Origin of the sequence: Modestobacter sp. DSM 44400 (assembly GCF_900107175.1) — a bacterium.
Taxonomy (GTDB): domain Bacteria; phylum Actinomycetota; class Actinomycetes; order Mycobacteriales; family Geodermatophilaceae; genus Modestobacter.
The window spans coordinates 73,986-98,736 of sequence record NZ_FNOZ01000008.1 but is presented as its reverse complement, the minus strand read 5'-3'; the positions used below and the strand labels follow the sequence as shown (position 1 = coordinate 98,736).

Sequence of the window (24,751 nt, the reverse complement as noted above, 5' to 3'; positions counted from 1 at the left end):
GACTGCAGGCACCCGCCGGTCGACGAGTGCTCGTTGCCAGTCCCATCGGCATGCGCCGGAAGCGGATCAAGCCGAGTTCAGCGGAGTCCACCGATATCGCTCAAGCCGGGGACGAAAGTCCCCGATGCCGGTCCGATGCGCGCTCGGGTCCGCCGAGAAGGACAGCGTGACCACAGTCAGCCCACCGGCGAGCGAGCGCCTCCAGCCCGACGTCGACGCGCTGGTGACCACTCACCTGCCCCTTGCCCAGTTCGCGGTCAACGCGGTGGCCTCCCGGATCTCCTTGCCGAGTCACGTGAGCCGCGACGACCTGCTCTCCTGTGCACACGTGGCCTTGGTCGAGGTGGCCCGTCGTTTCGACCCCGGCGCCGGCGCCACCTTCGCGACCTATGCCATCCCCCGCCTGCAGGGCGCCGTGCTCGACGAGCTGCGCTCCGGGGACTGGGCCAGCCGCTCGGTCCGGGCCGCCGCCCGACGCACGGACGCCGCGACCGACGCCCTCACCATCTCCCTGGGGCGCCCCCCCACCAAGCAGGAGCTCGCCGTCAGCCTCGGCGTGGGACGGTCGCAGCTGGACTCGCTGCAGGTCGATCTGCACCGGGCGGTGATGGTCAGCATCGACGCTGATCCCGGCAACGACGGCAACTCCCTGGACCTGCCCGACACCGGCGACTCCCCCGAGCGCGCCCTCCTCCGCGGCGAGCGCGCCCGCGCCTTGCACGAGGCGATCCAGGCGCTGCCCGACCGCCTCGACGAGGTCGTGGACCGGAACTTCTTCGGTGACGAGTCGTTGACCGACATCGCCGACGACCTGGGTGTCACTCTTTCCCGGGTCTCGCAGATGCGGGCCCGGGCGCTCACACTGCTGCACGCGGCGATGAGCGAGATCTGGGAGGGCCGATCCGTCCCCGCCGACGGCGGCGTCCGGGCCCGGAACCAGCAGCGCGCCTACGTCGACCGGGTGGCGGCACGACAGGCCCCGGATCGGCGGACGCCGCCGGCTCCGCCGCTCCTGGTTCCGGTTCCGGTTCCACGCCCCCGACCCCGGCACAGTTGGCCGGTCGCCGGGCGCGGACCTGCCTCCCAACCCGTCTGAGGGCCTCCGCGACGACGGGGTTTCTCGGCCATCCGGTCGACCGCCCGCCCGCCGGGTCCGCTGCCGCCGCTGACATCACGGCGACCGACCCGGGAGCAGGGCAGGACCAGCTGCCTGATCCACGCACCCGAGGACCGCAGCCTCCTCTCCGCACACGAGTGGAGGAGCTGCGGTGTCTTCCGGAAGCCGTTCAGGCCACGATCCGCTGGGTGCGGCTGCGGTTCTCCCGCGCCAGCCGCCAGGCGTCGGCCCACCGCTGCTCCACGAGGTGACCGGCCAGGACCCTCTCGCGGTCAGCCGCCGCGATCTCCCGCCGTTGGTCGGCCTTTTGGACCCCCGCCGCGATCAGGGCCGCCCAGTCCCGGGGCCGGCGAGCGGACCGCCCGAGTGCGAGCCGCTCGTACTCCACGGTCGGCGAGCGGACGGCGTAGACGCCGCGTGCGGCGTACTCCAGGACCTTCAGCCAGCTCTTGCAGGTGTTGAATCGGTCCTCCCGGAGCGGGGCCAGCCCGATGTCGAACAGCTCTCCGAGGGTCGTGACGTACTCGTCGACGTCCCGGACCCAGGGCACGACCACCGGGTCCTCGGACAGCCGGAGCCGGTCCCGGGCGTCGCACTCCTCGCCGAGGATCATGAACCGGCTCTGCCCCCGGCTCCGGTCCAGTGCCTGCTGCAACCCCGATTCCATCACCTGTAGGTCATAGGGGTGGGTCGCCACCGAACCGGTCCACCCGATCGTCACCGTCTCCGAATCCCGTTCGTAGGCCGGCGGCAGCTCGGCGATGCGGCGCGGGACCGCGTTGGGCACGACCGCCCCGCGCCCGTGCGGGGCGTACTTCTTCAGCAGCGCGGGGGTGGACACGGTGACCAGGTCGGCCTCGCGCGCGCACGCCACGGCGTACCGGTGCACCCCGCCTCGGACCAGGGCGTCGTGCCCGGAGTGGCCGTACGGGACCGCCGACAGCAGGTCGTCGACCTCCACCACGACAGCAATGCCCTGAGCCTGCAGCAGCCGCAGGCACTGCAGCATCGCCTCGGTCTTCGGCAGTTGGAGGACGACCACGTCCGCACCCCGGCCGTCCACCGAGGCAACGCTGAGCTCGGTGTCGCCCGGGCGCTGGATCATCCGGGTCACCAGCCCATGGGTGACCGTGACCGCGATACCGGGGTCCGCCTCCTGCACGGCGCGAGCCGGCTCGGCCATGCGGTAGTCCTGCGAGCCGGTGAAGACTGAGGGGGCGAGCAGGACGTTCATCCTCGACGTGGATCCTTCCGGAGTTCGGCCTCCCCTTGCCCGTCGTGTCGCCGGCGCAGGTGCGACCTGCTCTTGAGGTGGGCGGCACCGGGGGCGCCGGGGGCATCGGGCCAGGTTTCGGCAACGCGAGCACGTGCCGGCACCGGCCGTCCAGCAGCCGCCCCACTCACCCGAGGGAGACCGAAGAAGTTCTCCGGTTCGGGTCAAGGAGCGGCGGACCCGAGCCGTTACCGGTAGTGCAACGCCCCGCAGCACGGATGCAGCGGGTCCACCCGAAAGCCCACTTCCACGGAGGAACACCATGGGTCTCAGTGTCAACACCAACATCGCGGCGATGAACTCGTACCGCAACCTGTCCGTCACCGACGGCCAGATGAACAAGTCGCTGGAGAAGCTCTCCTCCGGCTTCCGGATCAACCGCGCCGCCGACGACGCGGCCGGGCTGGCCATCTCCGAGGGTCTGCGTTCGCAGGTCGGTGGCCTCAAGGTCGCCGCCCGCAACGCGCAGGACGGCATCTCGGTCGTCCAGACGGCGGAAGGTGCCCTCACCGAGGTCACCTCGATGCTGCAGCGCATGAACGACCTGGCGGTGCAGTACAACAACGGCACCCAGAACGCCGACTCGAAGGCCGCTCTCACCGGCGAGTTCGACGCGCTCAAGACCGAGATCGGCCGGATCCAGGACAACACCACGTTCAACGGTGTCGACCTGCTCAAGGCCGCTGCGACGGCGACCTTCCAGGTCGGCTACAAGGGCGGGGACACGATCGGCGTCAACCTGGGCGCCGCTCTCGACGCGACGGCCCTCAGCGCCATCACGATCGCGACCACCACCGATCCGACGACCGGTGCCGTCACCGGCGGCAGCAACTCGGTGCAGGCCGCCATCACCACCGTGTCCGCCGCTCGCGCCGGCCTGGGTGCCATCCAGAACCGGTTCGAGCACACCATCAACAACCTGAACACGTCGGTGGAGAACCTGTCTGCGTCGGAGTCCCGGATCCGCGACACGGACATGGCCCAGGAGATGACCAACTTCTCCCGGACCCAGATCCTGACCCAGGCCGGCACCGCCATGCTGGCCCAGGCCAACCAGTCGTCTCAGGGCATCCTGAAGCTGCTGGGCTGATCGAGCCACACCACCACCTGAGCACCACCCAGTGAGGGGGGAGGCCCCCGGCCTCCCCCCTCACTGCACGTCGCCCCTCACCCCGTTCCAGTACCGGAGGACTCCACATGGCAGGTCTGAACGTCGGCCTCATCTCCGGCTTAGACACCGCCTCCCTCATCGGCCAGCTGATACAGGTCGAGGCCAACCCGCAGACCCTGCTCAAGAACAAGCTGGTCGACACCAGATCCGACGCAAAGGCCTACCGCGCGGTCAACACCAAGTTCGACGCGCTCCGGAGCGCCGCCGAGGCACTCACCAAGGCCGCGACGTGGTCGGCGGCCAAGGCCACCAGCTCCTCGACGTCCGTGACCGCCACCGCCTCGGCCAGCGCGTCCGCCGGCTCGCTGACCTTCGGGGTCACCCAGCTGGCCGCCACGCACACCATCTTCAGCAACGGCCCCGCGTTCGACTCCGCCACCGCAGCCTTCGGCGCGACGTCCCTCACCATCGCCGACGCCGACGGCGACACCGCGCCGGTCGGCATCACCCTGGCCGCGGACGCGACGCTGGCCGACGCCGTCGCCGCGATCAACGCCAGCAACGCCGGCGTCACCGCTGCCGCAGTGAACACCGGCTCGGGCTATCGGTTGCAGGTCACGTCCACGGCCTCCGGCCTGGACGGTGCCTTCACCCTCGACAGCAACTTCCCCGTCGAGGCCGACCCGACGCAGACGCGCGGCCTGGTCGTCGCCACGAACGGGCGCGACGCCACGCTGGACCTGGGCGGGGGCGTCACCGCTACCTCGTCGAGCAACACGTTCCGCGACCTGATGCCCGGGGTCTCGATCACCGTCTCGACGGCCGACGGAACGCCGACCACGATCGCGGTGAGCAGCGACCCGGAAAGCCTGACGGCCGCCGTGGCGGCGATGGTCACCGCCGCCAACGACGTGCTGTCCAGCATCAAGGGCTTCACGGACTCCAGCGGCACGAGCACCACCGCCGTCCTCAAGGGCGACAGCTCGCTGCGGCGCCTGGCGAGCTCGGTGCTCGAGTCGGTCGCCAATGCCATCGGCGGCACGGCGTCCGCGTCCGCCGCCGGGATCCAGCTCACCCGGGAGGGCAAGCTCACCTTCACCGCGGACACCTTCGCCAAGACGCTGCAGTCCGACCCCGCCCTGGCGCGCAAGCTGGTCGACGGTAGCCCGGCCACCACCACGAACGGCGTCACCACCCCCGCCGTGCCCGGCGTCGCCCAGCGCCTGTTCACCCTGGCCACTACGGCGACCGACTCCACCACCGGCACCCTGACGCTGCTGGCCAAGGGCCAGGACACCCTGGCCACCGACCTGCAGAAGCGCATCGACGACTGGGATCTGCGGCTGGCGACCCGTCGGAACACCCTCGAACGGCAGTTCGCCGCGATGGAGTCGGCCCTGGGGACCCTGCAGAACAAGTCGTCGTGGTTGTCCTCGCAGATCTCCTCCCTGCCCCGCTGGTCCTCGTCCTCATCGTCCTGACCAACCCGTACCCGGAGGAACCCCTGATGAGTGCTGCCGCCCTGCGCGCCCGCTACCTGAGCGACACGGTCGCCACTGCCTCGCCGCAGCGACTGCTCGTCATGCTCTACGACCGGCTGGCCCTGGACCTCGACCGCGCGCACACCGCCCTCACCGCAGGCGACCGCGCGGAGGCGAACGACCAGCTGCAGCACGCCCAGGAGATCGTCCTGGAGCTGCACTCAAGCCTGCAGATCGATGCCTGGGAGGGCGCGCCCCGCCTGTCCGCCATCTACACCTGGCTCCACGGCGAGCTGATCAAGGCCAACGTCAAGGGCGACGTGCGCCGGGTCGCTGACTGCCGCAAGGTCGTCGAGCCGCTGCGCGACGCCTGGCGGGAGGCTGCGGCCTCCCTGGGCTCGAGTCCGGAATGACCGCCGAGCGTCGCACCGGCGGGACGCCCCCTGGACCGGACTCCCCCGGCCCGGCTGAGAGCAGCTGGCCCGTCGTGCTCGACGCGCTCGAGGGCGACGTCCACGAGGCGGAGGAGGTCTTCGCGCGCAATCGCGCAGAGGAGATCGCCACCTGGGGACGCCGCTCGACCGACTGGGTGCCACCCAGCGGACTGGGCCCGTTCCCCGACGAGCTGCGGGAGCGCGCGGCGCGGCTGCTACAGCACCAGCTGGCGGTGGCCGAGGAGCTCGTCGAGCGGATCACCCAGTCGCAGAAGCAGCGCGACGTCGCCGCCCGGATGTCCTACGCCCCCACTCGCCCGGTGGCCTCCTTCTTCGACCGGGGACTGTAACCCCTCCGCCGACACGCCTTTTCGTCACATGACCATTTGCGCCCGATCGGGTGCAGGTGGTCATGTTCGTTTTCCGGGCTGCCGATGAAGAGAGGGCACGGAGAGCACCACTCGCCACGGATCGGCGGCCCCTCCGCGCACGGGTCGAGCACCTGTGCGCGCGTCCTGCCGTACCCGGAGGTACCTCGTGCTCCGTCGTCCCCTTTCGGGCGTCCGGTGATCACCGACTCGACCATGACCACGCTGCACGCCGCCCTCGCCGGCCTCGCGCAGCGGCAGCGGGTCACCGCCGACAACGTCGCCAACATCGACACTCCCGGCTTCCTGGCCGGGCGCACCGACTTCGAGTCCGCGCTCAAGAACGAGATCGCCGGCGGCGAGACCGCCGTCGTGGGCCAGAGCGCGGTCAGCCAGTCGCTGGACCCGACTCGCACCGACGGCAACAACGTCAACCTCGACACCGAGACGATGATCGCCACGGAGACGGGCCTGCGGTATCAGCTGGCCATCAACGCCCTCGACGGCAAGTACTCGCTGCTGCGCTCGGCCCTGCGGACGTCATGATGAGCCTGATGAATCGCGAAGCCATCCATCAGAGTGGCCGAAGGCCGGCTCCCATGACAGCACGGCGCAGCCGTTCCGTTCCCACACGGGGGGCGGCGGCTCGATGAGCACTTTCGACGCCGTGCGCATCGCCGGCTCCGGGCTCTACGCCAACCGCAAGTGGATGGACGCGGTCTCCGACAACATCGCCAACATCAACACGGCCAAAGCCCCCGGCGACGACGCGTTCCAGGAACGCATGATCGTCGCCGAGGCCGTCGACTACGGATCGGGCCAAGGCGGCGTGCGCGTCGCGGCCACCCGGCTGGGCAGCACCGAGGGCCGGCTGGTGTACGAGCCGGACAACGCGCTCGCTGACGAGTCCGGCTACGTGAAGTACCCCGACATCGACCTGGGCGAGCAGATGACCCAGATGATGATGGCCCAGCGCAGCTACCAGGCGAACCTGGCCACCGTCGAGCGCGCCACCACCGCGTACCAGCAGGCACTCCAGCTCGGGAAGGGCTGACCATGACCTCGGCCATCGGCGGAATCAGCGGCTTCGCCGTCCCCAGCTTCTCGGGCGTCACCGGTGCCCCCAGCGTGACCAGCACCGTCGCGTCGTCCTCGATGTCGCCGGTCAGCGGCGAGGGCAGCTTCGCCTCCGTGCTCGCCGGCACCGTGGACCAGCTCAACGGCGTGCAGGCCAACGCCGACGTGCTCGCCACCCAGGCCGCCACCGGCGACCTGCGGGACGCGCACGACTACATGATCGCCAGCACCGAGGCCAAGCTGGCCACCGACACCGTGGTAACGCTGAAGAACTCCGCGGTCTCGGCCTTCACTGAGATCATGCGGATGCCGGTCTGATGCCCGCCGCCCTCGCCGGCCCGCTGAACCGCATCAAGACGCTGTTGGAGACCATCAGCGTCGGCCAGAAGATCGTGATCGGTCTCCTGGTCGCCGGTCTCCTGCTGGGTGGCTTCATGTTCACCCGGTGGATCACCGCGCCGACGCTGTCGCCGCTGTTCTCCAACCTGGCCAGCACCGATGCCTCGGCCATCGTCGAGGAGCTCACCGCCGAGGGCGTCGCGTACGAGCTCGCCGACGGCGGCCAGACGATCATGGTCGCCCAGGACCGGGTCTACGGCCTGCGCCTGACCATGAGCGGCAAGGGCCTGCCGGCCGGCAACGAGACCGGCTACGCCCTGCTGGACCAGCAGGGCATCACGACCAGCGAGTTCCAGCAGCAGGTCTCCTACCAGCGGGCACTGGAGGGCGAGCTGGCGAGCACCCTCAAGGCGATCGACGGGGTGAACTCCGCGGTTGTGCACATCGCCCTGCCCAAGGAGGAGGTGTTCGCCACCGACGAGGGCAAGCCGACCGCTTCGGTGCTTCTCGAGCTCGCCCCAGGCACCAACCTTTCCGGGGAGCAGGTCCAGGCGGTCACCCACCTGGTGTCCTCCAGCATCGAGAAGATGGACGCCGCGGACGTGACCGTCGCCGACTCCACCGGCGCAGTGCTCTCTGCCGCCGGCGAGGGCGTCAGCAGCGCCGCCGGGGACGCGCAGGCGCAGCAGGAGCAGGAGTTCGAGGCGCGGCTGGCGGCCAACGCCCAGCAGATCCTGGACCGGGTGGCCGGCCCGGGCAACGCCGTCGTGTCCGTGCGCGCGGACCTGGACTTCTCCCAGCGGGACACGACCAGCGAGAGCTACAGCTACACCCCGGGCACCCCGGCGTTGTCGGACACGACCACGAAGGAGGACTACACCGGCACGGGTGGGGCGGTCGGCGGGGTGCTGGGTTCCGAGAGCACCGGGACCGGCGGCACCGGCGACTCCACGTACAACAAGGAGTCGACGACGTCGAACAACGCCGTCGACAAGACCACCGAGACCGTCGAGGGTGCGCCCGGGGCGATCAACCGGCTGACCGTCTCGGTCGTCATGGACAACGCCATCGCCGGCGGCCTCAACCAGCAGCAGATCCAGGACGCCGTCAGCAACGCCGTCGGCCTGGTCCCCGCCCGGGGCGATGCCATCTCGGTCGCCGCGATGGCCTTCGACCAGAGCGCCGCCGCACAGGCCAAGGCCGATCTGGCGGCGGCTGCGGCTGCCGAGAAGAGCCAGCAGATGTGGTCGCTGATCCGCACCGGCGGGATCGGCGCCGGCATCCTGCTCCTGGGGCTCATCGTGTGGCTGCGCTCGCGTCGCCGCCGCGGTGAGGACTACGAGGAGCTCGAGCTCGACGACGACGACCTGGAGCTCGACCGCATCCAGGTGTCGAGCATCCGCGACCCGGAGCTGGACGACATGCAGGCCCGGGTGGAGCTGGCCAAGCGCGAGAAGGTCCGCGGAGAGATCGCCGAGATGGTCAGCGACCGTCCCGACGAGGTCGCGACCATGCTGCGCGGCTGGTTCGCCGATGCCAAGTGACGAATCGCGAAGCCATTCGTCACTTGGGCCGGAGGCCAGCCCTGATGTGCCTGACAGTGCGGCATAGCCGCACCTATTCCTCACCGGAGGTACCTCCGGTGAATCGCGAAGCCATTCACCGGAGGGGCCGAAGGCCCGCTCCCATGTGTCCGACAGCGCGGCGCAGCCGCTCCTTTACCTCACCGGAGGTGTGTCGATGAGCATCGCCAGTGTCGAGCAGTTGGTCGGCATCGCGGGGGCACCCGCCCCGGCCCCGATCGTGGTGTCCCGCAAGGAGCTGCCGGGCCTGCGCAAGGCCGCGGTCTTCCTCGCCCAGCTGTCGAAGGAGGAGGCCGGCGCGGTCCTCAAGGAACTGCGGCCGTCGGAGGTGGAGAAGCTGACCACCGAGCTGATGCGCCTGCAGGGCGTGGACGCCACGGATGTCGACGAGGTCCTCACCGAGTTCCACACCCTCATGCAGGCCCGGCGCTTCGTCGGCACCGGCGGCGTGGACTTCGCCCGCGAGGTGCTCGCCGCCGGCCTGGGCGAGGAGAAGGCCGACGGCATCCTCTCCCGGCTCAACGTCGTCTACACCGAGCTGCCGTTCGCCTCGCTGCGCAACAGCGACGTCCGCCAGCTGGTGACCTTCCTCAAGGACGAGCACCCGCAGGTCATCGCCCTGGTGCTGGCCCACCTGCCGGCCGTGCAGTCCGCCGAGGTGCTGTCCGGATTCACCCCCGACCAGCAGGCCGACGTCGCCTACCGGATCGCGCTGATGGACCGCACCGCGCCGGAGATGGTGCGTATGGTCGAGGAGGAGCTGGGCCGCCGGATGGGCTCCCTGCTCGCCTACCAGGACATGGCCACCGTCGGCGGGGTCGAGACTCTGGTGGAGATCATCAACCGGTCCGCCCGACCGACCGAGCGCTCCATCCTGGAGTGGCTGGAGAACAGCGACCCGGAGCTCGCCGAGAAGATCCGCTCGCAGATGTTCGTCTTCGAGGACATCGTCACCATCGATGACCGTTCCCTGCAGCTGGTGCTCCGCGACGTCGAGGGCAACGACCTGGCCACCGCCCTCAAGGGCGTGCGCGCCGACGTCCGGGACAAGGTCGTCCGGAACCTCTCCGAACGGGCCGGCGAGAACCTGCTCGAGGAGATGGAGCTGCTCGGGCCGGTGCGTGCGCGCACCGTCGAGGAGGCCCAGGCCAAGGTCGTCGCCGTCATCCGCACCCTCGAGGAGCAGGGCGCGCTGACGATCTCACGGGGAGGCGAGGATGACTTCGTCGCCTGACGCGCTGCCGGTCCCCCGGACCTCGCGTGAGTCGGTGCTGCTGCGCGGGGCGTCGGCCGCATCGGCCACGCCCTGGCAGCGGGAGCACCGCCCCGCTCCGGCCGCGCAGTCCGGCCGCCCGGTGGTGCCCAGCGCGCCGGTCGCGACCGTCGAGCCCATCAGCCCGCTGACCGGTGCCGACACCACCCCGACGGCCACCCGGCCGGCCCCGGCCGCGCCTCCGGCGGCGGTGTCGGCGACCTGGTCGGAGTCCCCGGCGGAAGCCACCCCGTACACCGGTGCCGAGCGCCGGTCCGGCGAGGACCGCCGGCTGCGCAGTCGCGCCCGACTCAGTGACGTCTACGCCGAGCAGCTGGACCAGCTCCGCGAGCAGGCACGCAGCCAGGGCTGGGCGGCCGGTCACGCCGAGGGCGTCACCGCCGCAGCCGGGGTCGTCGCCGCCGCCGAGGCCGCCGCCGAAGTGCAGCTGGCGGAGGCGCAGGCCCGCTGGGAACGCCGGCTGGCCACGGCCACCGCCGCCCTCGGCGCGGCCGCAGCAGGGCTCGAGGCGACGGTCGCGCCGGTCGTCGACGAGCTGCGCGACACCGTGCTGGACGCCGTCGTCACCCTGGTCGGCGACCTGCTCGGCCGGGAGCTGGCCACCACCGGCACCGCCGGCCTGGACGCCGTGCGCCGCGCGCTGACGCTGTGCCCCACCGACGTCCCGGTCGTGGTCCGGCTCCACCCCGACGACCTCGCCGAGGTGGCGTCCGACGAGCTGGCGAAGCTGCCGGCGTCGGTCACCGTCCTCGGCGACCTCACCGTCGAACGCGCCGGGGCGCTCGCCGAGGCTGGCACCACCCGGGTGGACGCCCAGCTCGGCGTGGCGCTCGAGCGCGTCCGCACGGTGCTCCGCTCATGACACTGGCCGGCCAGCCGGGCCTGCTGGACCGGGCCCGGATCGCGGCCCGCCCCGTCGTCACCGGCGTCGTCACCGGCGCCATGGGGCTCACCCTCACCGTCGAGGGGATCACCGCCGCCGTCGGCGACCTGGTCGAGGTCAACCCGGGCACCCGCCCGCTGCTGGCCGAGGTCGTGGCGCTGGGCCGGGACCGGCTGACCTGCATGCCGCTGGGTGACCTGTCCGGCGTGCACGCCGGCGCACCGGTCCGCCCGACGGGCATGCCGCTGCAGGTGCCCGTCGGCCAGGCCCTGCTGGGCCGGGTGCTCGACGGACTCGGCCGGCCCCTGGACGGGGGTCCCCCGCTGGGCTCCCTGGTCTCCTACGTCGACCTCACCAGCGAGACGCCCAACGCGCTCACCCGCGCCCGGGTGGACCAGCCACTGGCCACCGGCGTGCGTGCGCTGGACACCCTGGTCCCGGTCGGCCGCGGCCAGCGGCTGGGCATCTTCGCCGGGTCAGGCGTCGGCAAGTCCACGCTGCTGAGCCAGATAACCCGGGGCACCGACGCCGACATCCGGGTCATCGGCCTGATCGGTGAGCGCGGCCGTGAGGTGCGCGAGTTCCTCGAGGAGGACCTCGGTGCGGAGGGGATGGCCAACACCGTGGTCGTCGTCGCCACGTCCGACGAGCCGCCGCTGGTCCGGCTCAAGGCCGCCTTCGTGGTCACGCGCATCGCCGAGGCCTTCCGCGACCAGGGCCGCGACGTACTGCTGCTGATGGACTCGATCACCCGGACGGCGATGGCCCAGCGCGAGGTCGGCCTGTCCGCGGGCGAGCCACCGGCCACCCGCGGCTATCCGCCGAGCGTCTTCGCGATGCTGCCCAAGCTGCTGGAGAAGGCCGGCACGAGCACCACCGGGTCGATCACCGGCCTGTACACGGTGCTGGTGGAGGGCGACGACCACAACGAGCCGATCGCCGACACCGCCCGGTCGATCCTGGACGGGCACGTGGTGCTCACCCGCAAGCTGGCCACCACTGGGCACTTCCCGGCCATCGACGTCCTGGAGTCGATCTCCCGGGTGGCCACCGCGGTGGTGCCGGGTGCGCAGATGACCGACGCGCGCGAGATCCGCCGGTTGCTGGGAGCGCTGCGCGACGTCCGGGAACTCATCGAGATCGGCGCCTACTCCGACGGCAGCGACCCGCTGGTCGACCGGGCCCGCCGGCTCGTCCCCGACATCGATGCCTTCCTACGTCAGGCCACCGACGACCGCACCAGTCCGGTGGAGGCCTGGGCCCGGCTGCACCAGATCGTGACCCGCGCGTGAGGGTCGCGGCGTGAAACAGCCGGTCTTCCGGCTGGAACCGGTGCTCCGCCTGCGCCGCTCGCAGGAACGCGCCGCCTCGATGGCGGCCGCCGCTGCCGCCCGGAAGGCCACCGAGGCGTCCCGGCGGGCCGACGAACAGGCCCTCGCGCTCGCCTCCTCCCGGCTGCCGGCGACGGCGTCGTCCGGGGACTTCGTCGCCGCGATGGTCGCATCGCGCACCGCGGCTGCCGATGTAGCGGCTGCACGCGCTCTCGCGATCGCCCACGCCGAGCAGGCGGAGGTGGTTCGGGGCCAGTGGACCGCGGCCGCCCAGCGCTCCAAGGGCCTGGAGCGACTGCGGGAACGGCACGTGGCCCGGCTGCAGACCGCAGCCGACGCCGCCGAGGCACGCACGGTGGACGACCTGGTCACCCGCCAGCACGGCGAGACCCGGCGCAGAGAGGAGGAGGAGACGTGGACGGTCTGACCGCGGTGCACAGCCGGATCAGTGAGATCCACACGCGCTTCCTCACCTCGCCGGTGGCCCCCCGGACACAGTGGGCCAGCGCGGCGGCCTCCGCCGGCCTCAACGGCGCCGGCGCCACCAGCTCCGCCGGCTCGCTCGGCGCCGGCTCTGTCGGCAACGGCTCCGCCGTGATCACCGCCGCCGCCAAGTACGTCGGCGTGCCCTACCAGTGGGGCGGTACCGACCCGGCCTCCGGCCTGGACTGCTCGGGCCTGACCCAGCGGGTCTTCGCCGACCTGGGCATCGACCTGCCCCGGACGTCGTCGCAGCAGGCCACCGCCGGCCGCGCGGTGGGCTCGCTCGCCGATGCCCAGCCCGGTGACCTGGTGTTCTTCGACTACTCGTCCTCCCGTACCGGGGTCGACCACGTCGGCATCTACATCGGCAACGGGCAGATGATCGCCGCGCCGCAGGAGGGCGAGGTGGTGAAGGTGCAGTCCGTCGGCACCCCCACCGTCATCCGCCGCGTGCTCCCCGACAGCGGCGCCACCGCGGTCGGCGTCCCGGCCGCCTCGGGCCGCGGCAGCCTGGCCGGGGTGCCCTACGCCGACCTGTTCACCCAGGCCGGGAGCAAGTACGGCATCTCCCCCGCACTGCTCGCCGCGGTGGCCAAGACCGAGTCGAACTTCAACAGCTCGGCGGTCTCCCCCGCCGGCGCCCGGGGGCTGATGCAGTTCATGCCGGCCACCGCGCGCGGTCTCGGGGTGGACCCCGGCGACCCGGCGTCGGCCATCGACGGCGCCGCCCGCTACCTCAGCAGCCTCAGCGAGCAGTTCGGCTCCACCGACCTGGCACTGGCCGCCTACAACGCCGGGCCCGGCACGGTGCAGCGCCACGGCGGCATCCCGTCCTATCCCGAGACGCAGGACTACGTCCGCAAGGTCACCCACGCAGCGGAGGCATGGTCATGACGGCTCCCACCTCGATGGCGGGGCCCTCGGCGCCCGCGATCGGCACCGCCGGCGGCAGCGCCCAGGCGGGGTCCGCCGACGGCGGCCCCGCCTTCGCCAGCGCCCTGGACGACGCCCTCGGCGGCTCGTCAGGGCAGCCGGCCAGCGGGCGCGCCTCCGCGGCCGCCGCGTCGGGGGCGTCCACCGGCACGACGGAGGCCCCCGGCGCCCTGGACGCTCCCGCCGAGGACCCGGTGCCCACCCCCGACGCGACGGTCCTGCCCGGCGGGACGTGGGCGCTGCTCATGGCCTCCCTCGGCCTGCCCGTTCCCCCGCCTGCCACCCCGGTCCCCACCGCGGTCGACCCGGTGGCCACCGGCATCCCCGGTGCCGCTCCCGTCGGCGAATCCGCGGCGCCCGCGCCCACCGGCAGTGACCTGACCCTGATCGCACTGCCCACCGGTTCCGACCCGACCGCCGAGGCCATGCCGACGGCCCCGGCCGGCGTGCTGCCCGAGCCGCCGGCGGCGACCGCATCGGCATCGGCATCGGCATCGGGCACCGTGGGCGCGTTGACTGCGGCGACCGGTCTTCCCGTGGTCACTGTGCCGGCGGACCGGTCCGCGGGCGCCGCCGTTCCGCCGACCGGCGCGAGCAGCATCAGCGGCAGCGGCAGCGGCAGCAGCGACACGGCCGCCCCGCTGTTGGCGGTTCCGGCAGACGGCTCGGCCGACACCTCCGACGCCGGCGGGCCGCCCGACGGCGCGCCGGGCCCGCCCGCACCGCCGGCGGCTCCCGGCGACAGCGGTGCCGCCACCGACCTGACCCCGGCCGGGCTGGGCGCTCCGGCACCGGCCACGGCGGCCACCGCCGCTCCGCCGGCCGCCCCGGCGGCGGCTCCGCAGCCGCCCGTGGCCGCCCAGCTGGCGCCGCAGCTCGCCGTCCTGCGCAACGCGCCGGACGGCACCCAGACCATGACCCTGGTCGTGACCCCGGACTCCCTGGGCCCGGTGGCGGTGCAGGTGACCATCTCCAACGGCACGCTGGACATGACACTGCACGGCGCCTCCGAGCACGGCCGGCACGCGCTCACCGACGCCCTCCCCGAGCTCCGCCGGGACCTGGAGAGCGCCGGTCTGACGCTGTCCCGCCTCCAGGTCGACGCCGACGCCGCCCGCGGCAACGGTCCGGACACCCGGTCGGCCCAGCAGTTGCTCGCCGACGCCCGCGGCGCCGGCACCGGCTCCGGTACCGGCGGCCAGCAGTCGCCCCCGCAGGACCGCCCCAGCGCCTGGGCCCCGCCCGGCACCCACCTCGGTGAGGGCGGCCCCGTCCTCACCTCCTCCTCGTCTGCGTCACCCGGCGTGGACGTCCGAGCCTGAGACGGAGACGAGGCACACGATGAGCAGCCCGATCGCCGGCAGCACCGGCCCGCAGGCCACGAGCAACGCCGCCACGATGGTGGACCGGTCCGACCAGATGGACAAGGACACCTTCCTCAAGCTGCTGGTGGCCCAGATGAAGTACCAGGACCCGAGCAACCCGGCCAGCAGCAGCGAGCTCATGGCGCAGACCGCCACCTTCAGCCAGGTGGAGCAGCTGCAGCAGATCGCCACCCAGAACGCCGCCATGCTGGCCATGCAGCGGGCCACCAGCGCCGGCACGCTCGTCGGCCAGTCGGTGTCCTACACCGCCGAGGACGGGACGACGGCCACCGGCAAGGTCAGCTCCGTCGTGATCGCCACCGACACCAGCGAGGCGAAGGCCATGGTCGGCGGCGTCGCCGTGCCGCTGGGCCGCATCACCGAGGTCTTCGCCGGCAGCTGACCCGCGCCCCCTACCTCATCCCGGTCGACCCCCCACCCCGCGAGGAGCTCCTCCCCATGCTGCGTTCCATGTATTCCGCCATCGCCGGACTGCGCGCCCACCAGACCAAGCTCGACGTGACCGGCAACAACATCGCCAACGTCAACACCGTCGGTTACAAAGGCAGCCAGACCGTCTTCGAGGACACCCTGTCCCAGGTGCTGCGCAACGGCTCCTCGCCGACCGGTGAGACCGGCGGCACCAACCCGGCCCAGGTCGGCCTCGGCGTGAAGCTGGCCGGCATCACCACGAACTTCGGGCAGGGCGCGGCGCAGAACACCGGCCGCTCGACGGACTTCATGATCAACGGCGACGGCTTCTTCGTCACCCAGAGCGGCAACCAGCAGCTCTACACCCGCGCCGGCTCCTTCGACTTCGACGGCACCGGCAAGCTGGTCACCCCCGACGGCGGCGTCCTGCAGGGCTGGACGGCGAACGCGGACGGCGTGGTCAACACCAACGGCCCCATCGGCCCGCTCTCGGTGCCCTACGGCGAGAGCCTGGCACCGGTGGCCACCACCAGCGCGAAGATCGCCGGCAACCTGGACAGCGAGGCGAAGGTGACCACGCCGCCGACCGCCATCCAGGCGCAGATCGAGATGTACGACCCGCAGGGCAACGCCCAGGCGATCACCTACACCTACACCCGCACCGCCACCGGCTGGGACATGCAGGTCTCCGATGACACCGGTCCGCTGACCCTGGACGACGGGTCTGGCGTCCCGACGACTACCAAGTCGCTCTCCTTCGACGCCCAGGGCCGGTTCGACCCGCCCACGGACGCGACGCTGAGGTTCACCCCCCGGAACGCGGACTGGCCCGGCCCGGTGACGCTGGACATGACCGGGGTAACCCAGTACGGCGGCAAGACGACCGTGACCGCGACCGAGCAGGACGGCGCGGCCATGGGCACCCTGCAGTCGTTCGCGCTGAGCAACGACGGCACCATCACCGGCGTCTACTCCAACGGCCTCCGGCAGCCGATCGGCCAGCTGGCGCTGGCGAGCTTCAGCAACCCGGGCGGCCTGGCCAAGGCCGGCAACAGCTCCTACACGACCGGGGACAACTCCGGCCTGGCCCTCATCGGGGTGGCCGGCACCGGCGGGCGCGGTTCGCTGTCGGCCGGCGCGCTGGAGATGTCCAACGTGGACCTGGCCGAGGAGTTCACCAACCTGATCGTCGCCCAGCGCGGCTTCCAGGCCAACAGCCGCGTGATCACCACCTCCGACCAGGTCCTCCAGGAACTGGTCAACCTCAAGCAGTGATCCCGTGCGCCTGACCGGGCGGCGCGGTCACCCCCTCGGGTGGTGGCCGCGCCGCCCCCGCTCAAGCGGTCTCCGCCGGAGGCCGATGCACCAGACGTGGGACGTGGTCCCGAACTGGACCCGAACCCTGACCCCACCCCGGAGGACCCCCGCCGTGATCCGAGTGACGCGCCTGAACGGGGAGCACTTCGCGCTCAACCCCGACCTGATCGCCCGCGTCGAGGGACACCCCGACACCGTCATCGCGCTGGTCGACGACACGAAGTACGTCGTCGCCGAGAGCGTGGACGTCGTGCTCCGGGAGATCCGCGACTACCGCGCGAGCGTGCAGGCGGTCGCCTTCCAGATGGACCGCGGTGAGTACCGCCCGTCGTCCCGCACCGCGGTGGGGGACAACGAGTCCTCCTCCGTGGTGCCGTTCCCCACCCGTGAGGAGCGCTGACCCATGGACCCGGCCACCCTGATCGGTTTCGGTCTGGCGACCGTCGCCCTGCTGGTCACCATGATCATGGAGGGCTCGTCCCCCATGGCCATCATCTTGCTACCCCCGATGCTCCTCGTCTTCGGCGGCACCTTCGGTGCCGCGATAGCCGGCTCGACCATGACCGACGTCAAGAAGATCGGCGGCTGGTTCAAGATGGCCGCGCTGCCGCCGGCGATCCCCCCGGTCACCGAGCGGATCCAGACCCTGGTGAAGCTGGCCGAGAAGGCCCGCAAGGAGGGGTTGTTGGCCCTGGAGGCCGAGGTCAAGTCGATCGACGACCCCTTCCTCAAGCGCGGCCTGCAGATGAGCATCGACGGCACCGACCCCGAGGACCTGCGGGCCATCATGGAGGGCGAGATCGCGGCCAAGAAGGCCGAGGACAAGGTCGCCGCCAAGTTCTTCAACGCCATGGGCGGCTACGCCCCCACGATCGGCATCATCGGCACCGTCGTCGGACTCATCCACGTGCTGGAGAACCTGTCCAACCCCGACAGCCTCGGGCCGCTCATCGCCGGCGCCTTCGTCGCCACCCTGTGGGGCGTGCTGTCGGCCAACGTCTTCTGGCTGCCCATGGGCGCCAAGATCACCCGGACCAGCGACCTCCAGGCGGCCCAGATGGAGCTGCTCGTCGAGGGGATCGCCGAGATCCAGGCCGGCACCAGCCCGCGCACCGTCCGGCAGAAGCTCACCTCGCTCGTGCCGCCGGGTGAACAGCAACGCGAGGCGGCATGAGCGGGAAGAAGCCCGCCGGCGCCCATGGTGGCCACGGCGGACGCCGGGCCAAGAAGCACGAGGAGGAGGAGCACGAGAACCACGAGAGGTGGCTCGTCTCCTACGCCGACATGGTGACGCTGCTGATGTGCCTGTTCATCGTGCTGTACGCGCTCAGTCAGGTCGACGTCACCAAGTTCAGCGCGTTCTCGCAGGGGCTGCAGCAGGGCTTCGGCGCCCCGGTCACCATCCTCAACGACGGCGCTGCGCTGGAGACCGACACGACCGACCCGCTCCAGCCGGTGCAGGTGCAGTCCCAGGCCGCTATCGACGGGACCGCGCAGACCGACGCCGAGGCAAAGGCCGCCGCCGAGGTGGCCAAGCAGGAGGCCCAGCAGACAGCGGCCGAGGCGCAGGCCGCGTACGACCGACTGGCCGCCGCCCGGGACGCACTCGCCGCGGCCCTGGCCCAGGCCGGTTACCCGGACGCGGCCACCTTCAAGATCGACGAGCGGGGCCTGGTCGTGCACGTCGTCGCCGACGAGGTGCTCTTCGACGCCGAGGAGGCCGACCTCCGCCCCGAAGGCGGCCGGGTCCTCGACGCCCTCGGGCCCACGCTCGCCACCCTCGAGGAGCAGCTGCGCGTCGAGGGCCACGCGAACTCACTGCCGGTGACCCGGGGCGGACCGTGGCGGTCGAACTGGGACCTCTCCGCCGTCCGGGCCACCACCGTGTTGCTGCACCTGACCGACTCCGACGGCGTCCCGGAGGGCCGGATGTCGGCAACCGGATACAGCGACACCCGGCCGCTGGTGCCCGACTCCGACCCGAACGCCCTGTCCGTCAACCGGCGCGTCGACATCGTCGTGCTGTCCACCGCCTCGGCCGAGGCCAACGCACTGTTGCCCGGCATCGACGCCACTTCAGAAGGGAGCCAACCGTGAACAGGAAGACGAAGGACAAGGACGCCGCCACCGACGAGGAGGGCACCAAGGGCGGCAAGAAGAAGCTGCTCGTCATCGCGCTGGCCGCCGTGTTGGTCATCGGGGCCGGGGCGTACTTCCTCGTCTTCTCCGGCGGCAGCGCCGAGGCGGCCGAGCCCGAGCCCGGTGCGGTCCTGGAGATCGACCCGGTCGCCATCAACCTGGCCGGCGGCAGCTACCTCAAGCTCGGCATCGCCCTGCAGTTCACCGCCGACGCGTCGGCGGGAGACGGATCCGAGCCGAACGGGGCCAAGGCGCTGGACCTGGCCATCGCCCAGTTCTCCGGCGCCGCACTCGGGGACGTGCAGACCAACCGCGAGGCCATGAAGGCCGCGCTGCAGGAGTCGATCGCGCACGCGTACCACGACACCGTGATGTCGATCTACTACACGGAGTACGTCACCCAGTAGTCACAGCAGTCCACTCCCGTACCCACAGAACCCGGCGTGCGCCCCTCGCGGGTGCTCGTCGGGTGCTGGCCGGTCAGGACCGGCCCCACCCCCGCCGATGAGTGGGTCGTGAGCCTGCCCGACACCGTTGCCGAAGCGCCCAGCAGCGCCCCCCGGCCTCCCGCCGGGTCGGGCCGCCGCCGCAGCGAGCCGCGCACCTACGACTTCCGCCGGCCGACCAAGCTCTCCCGCGAGCACGTGCGGATCCTGCAGATCGCGCAGGAGGGCTTCGCCCGCCAGGCGACCACCATCCTGACCTCGATGCTGCGCACCGGTGCCCGCATGGAGCTCCTCGGGATCGAGCAGTTCTCCTACGACGACTACATCGCCACGCTCCCCACGCCGGTCTTCATCGCGACCTTCTCGCTGGAGCCGCTGCCGGGCAAGGGCCTCATCGCCTACCCGCTGGACGCCGCGATGGCCATCGTCGACCACATGCTGGGCGGCTCCGGCGCCGGCGAGCAGCCGGACCGGCCGATGACGGCGATGGAGTCGACCATCACCGGTCACCTCCTCGAGCGGCTGCTGAACGAGCTGGCGAGCGCCTTCGCGCACATCACGCCGTTGCAGCCCGCGCTCGCCGGCCTCGAGTACAACCCGCAGCTCGCCCAGGTCGCCTCCGGCTCGGAGACGGTCATGGTGGCCACCTACGAGATGCGGATCGGCAGCCGGGAGCCCAGGGCCACCCTGGTGCTGCCGTTCTCCTCCTTCGCCGGAGCGCTGATCAACGCCGCCTCCCCGCAGCTGTCGGAGTCCGCGCTGCGCAAGCGGCAGAAGGCCACCGAGGCGCTGACCGAGCGGCTCAGCCACGTGCCGGTGGACGTCAGCGTCCGGTTCGCCCCGCTCGAGGTGCCCTCCGCGGACCTGCTGACCCTGGCCGTCGGCGACGTGCTGCTTCTGCGCCATCCGCGGGACAGCCCGCTGGAGGTCACCACCAACGACGTGACGTTCGCCCACGCGATCGCCAGCAACCACCGGCGCCGACTGGCCGCCGAGATCGTCCCCGACCCCACCGGCGGAAAGGACCCCTCATGACCACCGCCTTCGGCATCGAGCGCTCGCCCGAGTCCGAGACCATCGCCGCAGCCGTCGTCGCCGCGGCGCAGGCGGCGGCCGGCCTGCTGCCGGCCGCCGCCCCGCTCAGCGCCGGCGAGCCCATCGCCGACCCGGAGGCCACGCCGCTGCCCCCCGAGGGGGCCTCGGCGGTGACCGCCCGGCTGGCCGGTGAGGTCAGTGGCGACGTCGTCCTGGTGGTCTCCGCCGAGGTCGTCGCCGCCCTGGCCAACTCCCCCGTGGGCCGGATGGACGTCGCGGCCGCGCTGCGGCCCGCGCTCGAGGCCGCCGCGGCGACCCTCGGCCGGGTCCGGGTATCCGCCGAGCGGGTCGAGGAGGCCGTCGCCGCCCTCGACGGGCTGCGCGACAAGGGCATGTACCTCGCGGTGCCGCTGGTCGCCGGCGGCGTCGTCGAGGCCACCTTCGCCCTGCAGGTGACCCTGCCGGTACAGCGCGAGCAGCGCGGCAGCCTGGACCTGCTGCGCAACGTGGCCATGGAGGTCACCGTCGAGATCGGCCGGACCCGCATGACGGTGCAGGAACTGCTGTCCCTGCACCCCGGCGAGGTCATCGAGCTCGACCGCGCGGCCAGCGCCCCGGCCGACCTGCTGGTCAACGGCACGCTCATCGCCCGCGGCGAGATCGTCGTGGTCGACGAGGACTTCGGGCTGCGGATCAGCGAGATTGTGACCGACGCGGCTGACTTCGGGCACGCCCAGTCATGACGTGGATGATCGTCCGGCTGGTCTTCTCGCTGGCCTTCATCGCCGCGGTGCTCGCCTTCGCCTCCCGGCTGGCCAAGAAGCGCGGACTCGGTGGTGGCAACGGGCTGATCGAGGTCGTCGCCCGCCAGCGGATGGGCCGGGCCAGCAGCGTCTCGGTGCTCCGGGTCGCCGGCCGCGTGCTGGTCGTCGGCTCGACCGACGAGCAGGTCACCCTGCTCGCCGAGGTCGAGGAGGAGGAGGAGGTGCAGACCGCGCTCGCCGCCTCGCCCCGGGCCGTGGCCCTGGCCGCCGCGGCGGGCGACGGCTCGGCCCTCGCGCCCCCGACGGCGCTGGCCGCCCGCAGCGGCTCCGGTGCGCTCGCCGGTTCCGTGCTCGACCGCGGCGCCTGGACGTCGATCGTGGCGGAACTGCGGGAGCGGACGGTGCGCAGGTGACCCTGGTCCCCTCCCCCGCGAACGGCGCCGCCCTCGTCGTGTCCCCCGGGAACGCACGGGCCCGGCGCGCCGCGCTGCTGGTCCTGCTCACCCTGCTCGTCGCGGTGGCGGCACTGTTCGTGCTGGCCGGGCCCGCCTCGGCGGCACCGACCGCCCCGACCCCGCCCACCGCGCCGGTCTCCCCCGTGGTCGACGACGGCGGGCTGAACGTCTCGATCGGCGGCGACAACCCGTCCACCGCAGTGACCCTGATCCTGGCGATCACGGTGCTGTCGATCGCGCCGTCCGCACTGCTGCTGGTCACCTCGTTCACCAAGATGCTCGTGGTGCTGTCGCTGACCCGCAACGCGCTGGGCCTGCAGTCCTCCCCGCCCAACCAGGTGCTGACCGGCATCGCCCTGTTTCTCACGATCTTCGTGATGGGCCCGGTGTTCGGCGACATCAACGAGGTCGCCGTTCAGCCCTACCTGGACGGGACGATCACCGCCTCGCAGGCCTACGACGCCGGCGAGGCGCCGCTGAAGACGTTCCTGCTCAGCAACACCCGCGACGACGAGCTCAAGCTGATGATCGGTCTGTCGGGCGAGGAGAAGCCGGCCGACCGCGAGTCGGTGAGCATGCTGACCCTGGTCCCAGCGTTCGTGCTCTCGGAGCTCAAGAGCGCCTTCATCATCGGGCTGGTCATCTTCATCCCGTTCCTGGTGCTGGACATGCTGGTCAGCGCCTCATTGATGGCGATGGGCATGATGATGGTGCCGCCGGTGATCGTGTCCCTGCCCTTCAAGCTGCTGCTGTTCGTGGTGGTCGACGGGTGGTCGCTGATCACCACCGCGTTGGTGGGGTCGTACTCATGAGCGACGCCGACGTCACCGAGATCGCGATGCACACGATGCTGCTCGCCGCCAAGATCGCCGCGCCCATTCTGCTCACCGCCCTGCTGGTCGGCTTCCTGATCTCGCTGTTCCAGGCGGCGACGCAGATCCAGGAGCAGACGCTGTCGTTCGTGCCGAAGATGGTCGCCGTCGCGATCGCGCTGCTGGTGACCGGCAACTGGGTGCTCTCCGAGCTGGTGTCGTTCACCAACGGCCTGTTCGCCGACCTGCCCCGGTTGCTCGGCAGGAGCTGAGGCCGCGATGGACCTGTCGGTCCCGTCGGCGACCCTGGCGGCGCTGCTGCTGGGCACCGCGCGGGCGACCGGCTTCGTCGTCCTCGCCCCGCCGTTCAACAACGCCAGCATCCCGATGCCGGTCAAGGGCACCTTCGCACTCGCCCTCGCGCTGGTCGTGTTCCCGCATCTGACCGCGGACATGCCGGCGGTCACCCCCGGGTTCCTGGTGGTCGCGGCGATCACCGAGGCGGTGATCGGGGCGGCGCTGGGCTTCGTCGTCCAGGTGCTGTTCGCCGCTGTGCAGATGGCCGGCGACATCATCGACGTGGCGGGGGGGTTCTCCTTGCAGCCGGCCTACGACCCGATGTCGCTGACCATGAGCTCCTCGATCGGCCGGCTGCACTACCTGCTGGCCACGACTCTGCTCTTCACCAGCGGCGGCCACCTGCTGCTGGTGCGCGGTTTCGTCACCTCCTACGAGGGGCTGCCGCTGGGCGGCATGATCGACACCGCCCAGCTGGGCCAGGCGATGATGACGGCGCTGGCGATGATGTTCCTCGCCGCACTGCAGATCGCCGGGCCGATGGTCGCCGTGCTGCTGCTGGCCGACGTGGCGCTCGCGCTGCTGTCGAAGGCCGCGCCGTCGCTGAACATCTTCTCCCTCGGCTTCCCGGTCAAGATCATGCTGACCCTGACGCTGCTCGGACTGACCTTCCCGCTGCTGCCCACCGCCCTGGACGCGCTCGTGAGCACGGCGATCCACGCGATGACCGCCTTCCGGGGCCGCTGAACCATGGCCCGCGGAGGGGAGCGACCACGTGGCTAAGGACGGGCCCGGCGGTGAGAAGACAGAGAAGCCGACACCCCAGAAGCTGAAGAAGGCCCGCAAGGACGGGCAGATCCCTCGAACCCAGGAGCTGGGCACGTGGCTGGGTGCGGCTGCGGCGAGCGTGCTGCTGCCGATGCTGGTGGGCAACGCCTACGACGCCGCCCAGGAGCTGTTCATGCAGGTCGGCGCGGTGGCCAACGACCCCGAGCCGGCCACGATCTCCCGGCTGATGGGCCAGGCGCTGATGGCCTTCCTCAGCACCGTGCTGCCGATGGCGCTGGGCATGATGCTCGTGGGCACCCTGGCCTCGGCCGCCCAGGGCGGCGTCAGCCTGTCGGGCAAGCCGATGAAGCCGACGCTGAAGAAGCTCAACCCCTTCTCCGGCTTCAAGCGGATGTTCGGCACGCAGGGCCTGCGGGAGGCGATCAAGGCACTGATCAAGACGATCGCGCTGGCCGTGGTCATCATCACCACCTCGAGCAAGGCCCAGGAGCTCGTCAGCTCCTCCGGCGCCCTCCCGCTGTCCCGGATCACCAGCGTGTTCGCGGACTCCGCGGTGCTGATGTTCCGCGTCGTCGGCGTCACCGGGCTGGTCATCGCGATCGCCGACTACCTGGTCGTGCGGAAGAAGATGATGGCCCAGCTCAAGATGAGCCAGTACGAGATCAAGCAGGAGTACAAGCAGTCCGAGGGCGACCCGCAGATGAAGGCCCAGCGGCGGTCGACCCAGATGGCGATGTCCCGCAACCGAATGATGTCCGACGTCAAGGACGCCGACGTCCTGCTCATCAACCCCACCCACGTGGCTGTCGCGCTGAAGTACCAGGCGGACAGGGGTGCGCCGCGCGTGGTCGCCAAGGGCGCCGGCGAGGTGGCGACCAAGCTGCGCGCCCTGGCTGCCGAGGCGCGGGTGCCGATGGTGCAGGACATCCCCCTGGCCCGGGCCCTGCACGCCTCCTGCGAGCTGGGCCAGGAGGTGCCCGCGCAGCTGTTCACCGCGGTCGCCCGGGTGCTCGCCTTCGTCATGCAGCTAAATTCCCGCGGCGTGCGCGGCGGGGTGCACCGGCCCGGGTTCGATGCCCCGGACGTCGAGGGCCTGCCACGCGCCGGACGGCGCGCAGCCGCCTGAGCGGCCGTCCCAGGACGGGCGCCCGGGACGACCGGAGCCGGTGGGGTTCGCGGGACGACCGCGCGCGCCATCGGTACCGCGCCCCTGCC

Annotated in this window: 29 protein-coding genes; 28 read left to right on the top strand and 1 reads right to left on the bottom strand. The window is 71.7% G+C overall.

Translation table 11 applies throughout. The features are described from left to right. Positions 1–166 precede the first annotated feature (166 nt). Positions 167–1,096: a sigma-70 family RNA polymerase sigma factor gene (locus BLW04_RS07720; RefSeq protein WP_254781162.1), complete on the top strand. Its 930-nt coding sequence runs from the start codon at positions 167–169 to the stop codon at positions 1,094–1,096. Positions 1,097–1,286: 190 nt separating this feature from the next. On the opposite strand, the gene BLW04_RS07715 is transcribed toward BLW04_RS07720, so the two are convergent. Next, a complete protein-coding gene (locus BLW04_RS07715; RefSeq protein WP_091538249.1) occupies positions 1,287–2,351 on the bottom strand; it encodes a glycosyltransferase family protein in 1,065 nt (354 codons plus the stop codon). Between the two features lie 301 nt (positions 2,352–2,652). Between BLW04_RS07715 and BLW04_RS07710 the strand changes: the two genes are divergently transcribed. From BLW04_RS07710 to BLW04_RS07580, 27 genes are all read left to right on the top strand, one after another. Further along, complete coding sequence (locus BLW04_RS07710) at positions 2,653–3,480, top strand: flagellin N-terminal helical domain-containing protein (RefSeq protein ID WP_091538247.1); 828 nt, start codon at positions 2,653–2,655, stop codon at positions 3,478–3,480. A 107-nt stretch (positions 3,481–3,587) separates the two neighbouring features. Beyond that, the gene (gene fliD / locus BLW04_RS07705; protein ID WP_091538245.1) at positions 3,588–4,982 is read left to right on the top strand and encodes a flagellar filament capping protein FliD; all 1,395 of its coding nucleotides are present in this window, start codon (positions 3,588–3,590) and stop codon (positions 4,980–4,982) included. Between the two features lie 26 nt (positions 4,983–5,008). After that, positions 5,009–5,395 carry a flagellar export chaperone FliS gene (fliS, locus tag BLW04_RS07700; protein ID WP_091538244.1) on the top strand — a complete coding sequence of 129 codons (387 nt, stop codon included), beginning with the start codon at positions 5,009–5,011 and terminating at the stop codon, positions 5,393–5,395. Then, a complete protein-coding gene (locus tag BLW04_RS07695) occupies positions 5,392–5,766 on the top strand; it encodes a hypothetical protein (protein WP_254781161.1) in 375 nt (124 codons plus the stop codon). The genes fliS and BLW04_RS07695 overlap by 4 nt, the downstream gene beginning before the upstream one ends. A 234-nt stretch (positions 5,767–6,000) precedes the next feature. Beyond that, a complete protein-coding gene (gene flgB, locus BLW04_RS07690; RefSeq protein ID WP_091538356.1) occupies positions 6,001–6,330 on the top strand; it encodes a flagellar basal body rod protein FlgB in 330 nt (109 codons plus the stop codon). Between the two features lie 103 nt (positions 6,331–6,433). Next, the gene (gene flgC / locus BLW04_RS07685; protein ID WP_091538242.1) at positions 6,434–6,838 is read left to right on the top strand and encodes a flagellar basal body rod protein FlgC; all 405 of its coding nucleotides are present in this window, start codon (positions 6,434–6,436) and stop codon (positions 6,836–6,838) included. Between the two features lie 2 nt (positions 6,839–6,840). Continuing rightward, positions 6,841–7,179, top strand: coding sequence for a flagellar hook-basal body complex protein FliE (fliE, locus tag BLW04_RS07680; protein WP_091538240.1), 339 nt, complete (start codon positions 6,841–6,843; stop codon positions 7,177–7,179). Then, complete coding sequence (gene fliF, locus BLW04_RS07675; RefSeq protein ID WP_091538238.1) at positions 7,179–8,744, top strand: flagellar basal-body MS-ring/collar protein FliF; 1,566 nt, start codon at positions 7,179–7,181, stop codon at positions 8,742–8,744. The genes fliE and fliF overlap by 1 nt, the downstream gene beginning before the upstream one ends. Before the next feature lie 196 nt (positions 8,745–8,940). Then, positions 8,941–10,017, top strand: coding sequence for a flagellar motor switch protein FliG (gene fliG, locus BLW04_RS07670; protein ID WP_091538236.1), 1,077 nt, complete (start codon positions 8,941–8,943; stop codon positions 10,015–10,017). Continuing rightward, positions 10,001–10,918: a FliH/SctL family protein gene (locus tag BLW04_RS07665; RefSeq protein WP_091538234.1), complete on the top strand. Its 918-nt coding sequence runs from the start codon at positions 10,001–10,003 to the stop codon at positions 10,916–10,918. Before fliG ends, BLW04_RS07665 begins: the two co-directional genes overlap by 17 nt. Next, on the top strand, positions 10,915–12,231 hold the full coding sequence (locus BLW04_RS07660; protein ID WP_091538231.1) for a FliI/YscN family ATPase: 1,317 nt from the start codon (positions 10,915–10,917) through the stop codon (positions 12,229–12,231). The genes BLW04_RS07665 and BLW04_RS07660 overlap by 4 nt, the downstream gene beginning before the upstream one ends. Positions 12,232–12,241: 10 nt before the next feature. Further along, positions 12,242–12,697 (top strand): flagellar FliJ family protein, encoded by a 456-nt coding sequence (locus BLW04_RS07655; RefSeq protein WP_091538229.1) that lies wholly within the window; start codon positions 12,242–12,244, stop codon positions 12,695–12,697. Continuing rightward, entirely contained in the window at positions 12,685–13,647 is a 963-nt protein-coding gene (locus tag BLW04_RS07650; RefSeq protein WP_091538228.1) for an NlpC/P60 family protein, read from the top strand. The genes BLW04_RS07655 and BLW04_RS07650 overlap by 13 nt, the downstream gene beginning before the upstream one ends. Continuing rightward, the gene (locus tag BLW04_RS07645; protein WP_139306767.1) at positions 13,644–15,008 is read left to right on the top strand and encodes a flagellar hook-length control protein FliK; all 1,365 of its coding nucleotides are present in this window, start codon (positions 13,644–13,646) and stop codon (positions 15,006–15,008) included. The genes BLW04_RS07650 and BLW04_RS07645 overlap by 4 nt, the downstream gene beginning before the upstream one ends. A gap of 19 nt (positions 15,009–15,027) precedes the next feature. Further along, complete coding sequence (locus BLW04_RS07640; RefSeq protein ID WP_091538224.1) at positions 15,028–15,453, top strand: flagellar hook assembly protein FlgD; 426 nt, start codon at positions 15,028–15,030, stop codon at positions 15,451–15,453. A gap of 56 nt (positions 15,454–15,509) precedes the next feature. Further along, on the top strand, positions 15,510–16,757 hold the full coding sequence (locus BLW04_RS07635) for a flagellar hook protein FlgE (RefSeq protein WP_091538222.1): 1,248 nt from the start codon (positions 15,510–15,512) through the stop codon (positions 16,755–16,757). Between the two features lie 154 nt (positions 16,758–16,911). Next, positions 16,912–17,199 (top strand): flagellar FlbD family protein, encoded by a 288-nt coding sequence (locus tag BLW04_RS07630; protein ID WP_091538220.1) that lies wholly within the window; start codon positions 16,912–16,914, stop codon positions 17,197–17,199. Positions 17,200–17,202: 3 nt separating this feature from the next. Next, entirely contained in the window at positions 17,203–17,973 is a 771-nt protein-coding gene (locus BLW04_RS07625) for a flagellar motor protein (protein WP_091538218.1), read from the top strand. Next, a complete protein-coding gene (locus BLW04_RS07620; RefSeq protein ID WP_091538216.1) occupies positions 17,970–18,896 on the top strand; it encodes an OmpA/MotB family protein in 927 nt (308 codons plus the stop codon). Before BLW04_RS07625 ends, BLW04_RS07620 begins: the two co-directional genes overlap by 4 nt. Continuing rightward, the gene (gene fliL, locus BLW04_RS07615; RefSeq protein ID WP_091538214.1) at positions 18,893–19,345 is read left to right on the top strand and encodes a flagellar basal body-associated FliL family protein; all 453 of its coding nucleotides are present in this window, start codon (positions 18,893–18,895) and stop codon (positions 19,343–19,345) included. The genes BLW04_RS07620 and fliL overlap by 4 nt, the downstream gene beginning before the upstream one ends. A gap of 108 nt (positions 19,346–19,453) precedes the next feature. Continuing rightward, positions 19,454–20,419 carry a flagellar motor switch protein FliM gene (locus BLW04_RS07610; protein ID WP_091538211.1) on the top strand — a complete coding sequence of 322 codons (966 nt, stop codon included), beginning with the start codon at positions 19,454–19,456 and terminating at the stop codon, positions 20,417–20,419. Next, on the top strand, positions 20,416–21,162 hold the full coding sequence (gene fliN / locus BLW04_RS07605; RefSeq protein WP_091538208.1) for a flagellar motor switch protein FliN: 747 nt from the start codon (positions 20,416–20,418) through the stop codon (positions 21,160–21,162). Before BLW04_RS07610 ends, fliN begins: the two co-directional genes overlap by 4 nt. Next, the gene (locus BLW04_RS07600) at positions 21,159–21,596 is read left to right on the top strand and encodes a FliO/MopB family protein (protein ID WP_091538206.1); all 438 of its coding nucleotides are present in this window, start codon (positions 21,159–21,161) and stop codon (positions 21,594–21,596) included. The genes fliN and BLW04_RS07600 overlap by 4 nt, the downstream gene beginning before the upstream one ends. Further along, on the top strand, positions 21,593–22,450 hold the full coding sequence (gene fliP, locus BLW04_RS07595) for a flagellar type III secretion system pore protein FliP (RefSeq protein ID WP_254781160.1): 858 nt from the start codon (positions 21,593–21,595) through the stop codon (positions 22,448–22,450). Before BLW04_RS07600 ends, fliP begins: the two co-directional genes overlap by 4 nt. Continuing rightward, positions 22,447–22,722, top strand: a complete 276-nt coding sequence (gene fliQ / locus BLW04_RS07590) for a flagellar biosynthesis protein FliQ (RefSeq protein WP_091538204.1) — start codon at positions 22,447–22,449, stop codon at positions 22,720–22,722. Before fliP ends, fliQ begins: the two co-directional genes overlap by 4 nt. Positions 22,723–22,729: 7 nt before the next feature. Then, on the top strand, positions 22,730–23,494 hold the full coding sequence (gene fliR, locus BLW04_RS07585; RefSeq protein WP_091538202.1) for a flagellar biosynthetic protein FliR: 765 nt from the start codon (positions 22,730–22,732) through the stop codon (positions 23,492–23,494). Between the two features lie 28 nt (positions 23,495–23,522). Continuing rightward, positions 23,523–24,662: an EscU/YscU/HrcU family type III secretion system export apparatus switch protein gene (locus BLW04_RS07580; protein ID WP_091538200.1), complete on the top strand. Its 1,140-nt coding sequence runs from the start codon at positions 23,523–23,525 to the stop codon at positions 24,660–24,662. The last annotated feature ends 89 nt before the right edge of the window (positions 24,663–24,751 follow it).

What these genes read in the sequence shown, in the direction of transcription:
- BLW04_RS07715 (WP_091538249.1), bottom strand. Translation starts at nt 2,351, where the DNA reads ATGAACGTCCTGCTCGCCCCCTCAGTCTTCACCGGCTCGCAGGACTAC.
- BLW04_RS07710 (WP_091538247.1), top strand. Translation starts at nt 2,653, where the DNA reads ATGGGTCTCAGTGTCAACACCAACATCGCGGCGATGAACTCGTACCGC.
- fliD (WP_091538245.1), top strand. Translation starts at nt 3,588, where the DNA reads ATGGCAGGTCTGAACGTCGGCCTCATCTCCGGCTTAGACACCGCCTCC.
- fliS (WP_091538244.1), top strand. Translation starts at nt 5,009, where the DNA reads ATGAGTGCTGCCGCCCTGCGCGCCCGCTACCTGAGCGACACGGTCGCC.
- BLW04_RS07695 (WP_254781161.1), top strand. Translation starts at nt 5,392, where the DNA reads ATGACCGCCGAGCGTCGCACCGGCGGGACGCCCCCTGGACCGGACTCC.
- flgB (WP_091538356.1), top strand. Translation starts at nt 6,001, where the DNA reads ATGACCACGCTGCACGCCGCCCTCGCCGGCCTCGCGCAGCGGCAGCGG.
- flgC (WP_091538242.1), top strand. Translation starts at nt 6,434, where the DNA reads ATGAGCACTTTCGACGCCGTGCGCATCGCCGGCTCCGGGCTCTACGCC.
- fliE (WP_091538240.1), top strand. Translation starts at nt 6,841, where the DNA reads ATGACCTCGGCCATCGGCGGAATCAGCGGCTTCGCCGTCCCCAGCTTC.
- fliF (WP_091538238.1), top strand. Translation starts at nt 7,179, where the DNA reads ATGCCCGCCGCCCTCGCCGGCCCGCTGAACCGCATCAAGACGCTGTTG.
- fliG (WP_091538236.1), top strand. Translation starts at nt 8,941, where the DNA reads ATGAGCATCGCCAGTGTCGAGCAGTTGGTCGGCATCGCGGGGGCACCC.
- BLW04_RS07665 (WP_091538234.1), top strand. Translation starts at nt 10,001, where the DNA reads ATGACTTCGTCGCCTGACGCGCTGCCGGTCCCCCGGACCTCGCGTGAG.
- BLW04_RS07660 (WP_091538231.1), top strand. Translation starts at nt 10,915, where the DNA reads ATGACACTGGCCGGCCAGCCGGGCCTGCTGGACCGGGCCCGGATCGCG.
- BLW04_RS07645 (WP_139306767.1), top strand. Translation starts at nt 13,644, where the DNA reads ATGACGGCTCCCACCTCGATGGCGGGGCCCTCGGCGCCCGCGATCGGC.
- BLW04_RS07640 (WP_091538224.1), top strand. Translation starts at nt 15,028, where the DNA reads ATGAGCAGCCCGATCGCCGGCAGCACCGGCCCGCAGGCCACGAGCAAC.
- BLW04_RS07635 (WP_091538222.1), top strand. Translation starts at nt 15,510, where the DNA reads ATGCTGCGTTCCATGTATTCCGCCATCGCCGGACTGCGCGCCCACCAG.
- BLW04_RS07625 (WP_091538218.1), top strand. Translation starts at nt 17,203, where the DNA reads ATGGACCCGGCCACCCTGATCGGTTTCGGTCTGGCGACCGTCGCCCTG.
- BLW04_RS07620 (WP_091538216.1), top strand. Translation starts at nt 17,970, where the DNA reads ATGAGCGGGAAGAAGCCCGCCGGCGCCCATGGTGGCCACGGCGGACGC.
- fliN (WP_091538208.1), top strand. Translation starts at nt 20,416, where the DNA reads ATGACCACCGCCTTCGGCATCGAGCGCTCGCCCGAGTCCGAGACCATC.
- BLW04_RS07600 (WP_091538206.1), top strand. Translation starts at nt 21,159, where the DNA reads ATGACGTGGATGATCGTCCGGCTGGTCTTCTCGCTGGCCTTCATCGCC.
- fliQ (WP_091538204.1), top strand. Translation starts at nt 22,447, where the DNA reads ATGAGCGACGCCGACGTCACCGAGATCGCGATGCACACGATGCTGCTC.
- fliR (WP_091538202.1), top strand. Translation starts at nt 22,730, where the DNA reads ATGGACCTGTCGGTCCCGTCGGCGACCCTGGCGGCGCTGCTGCTGGGC.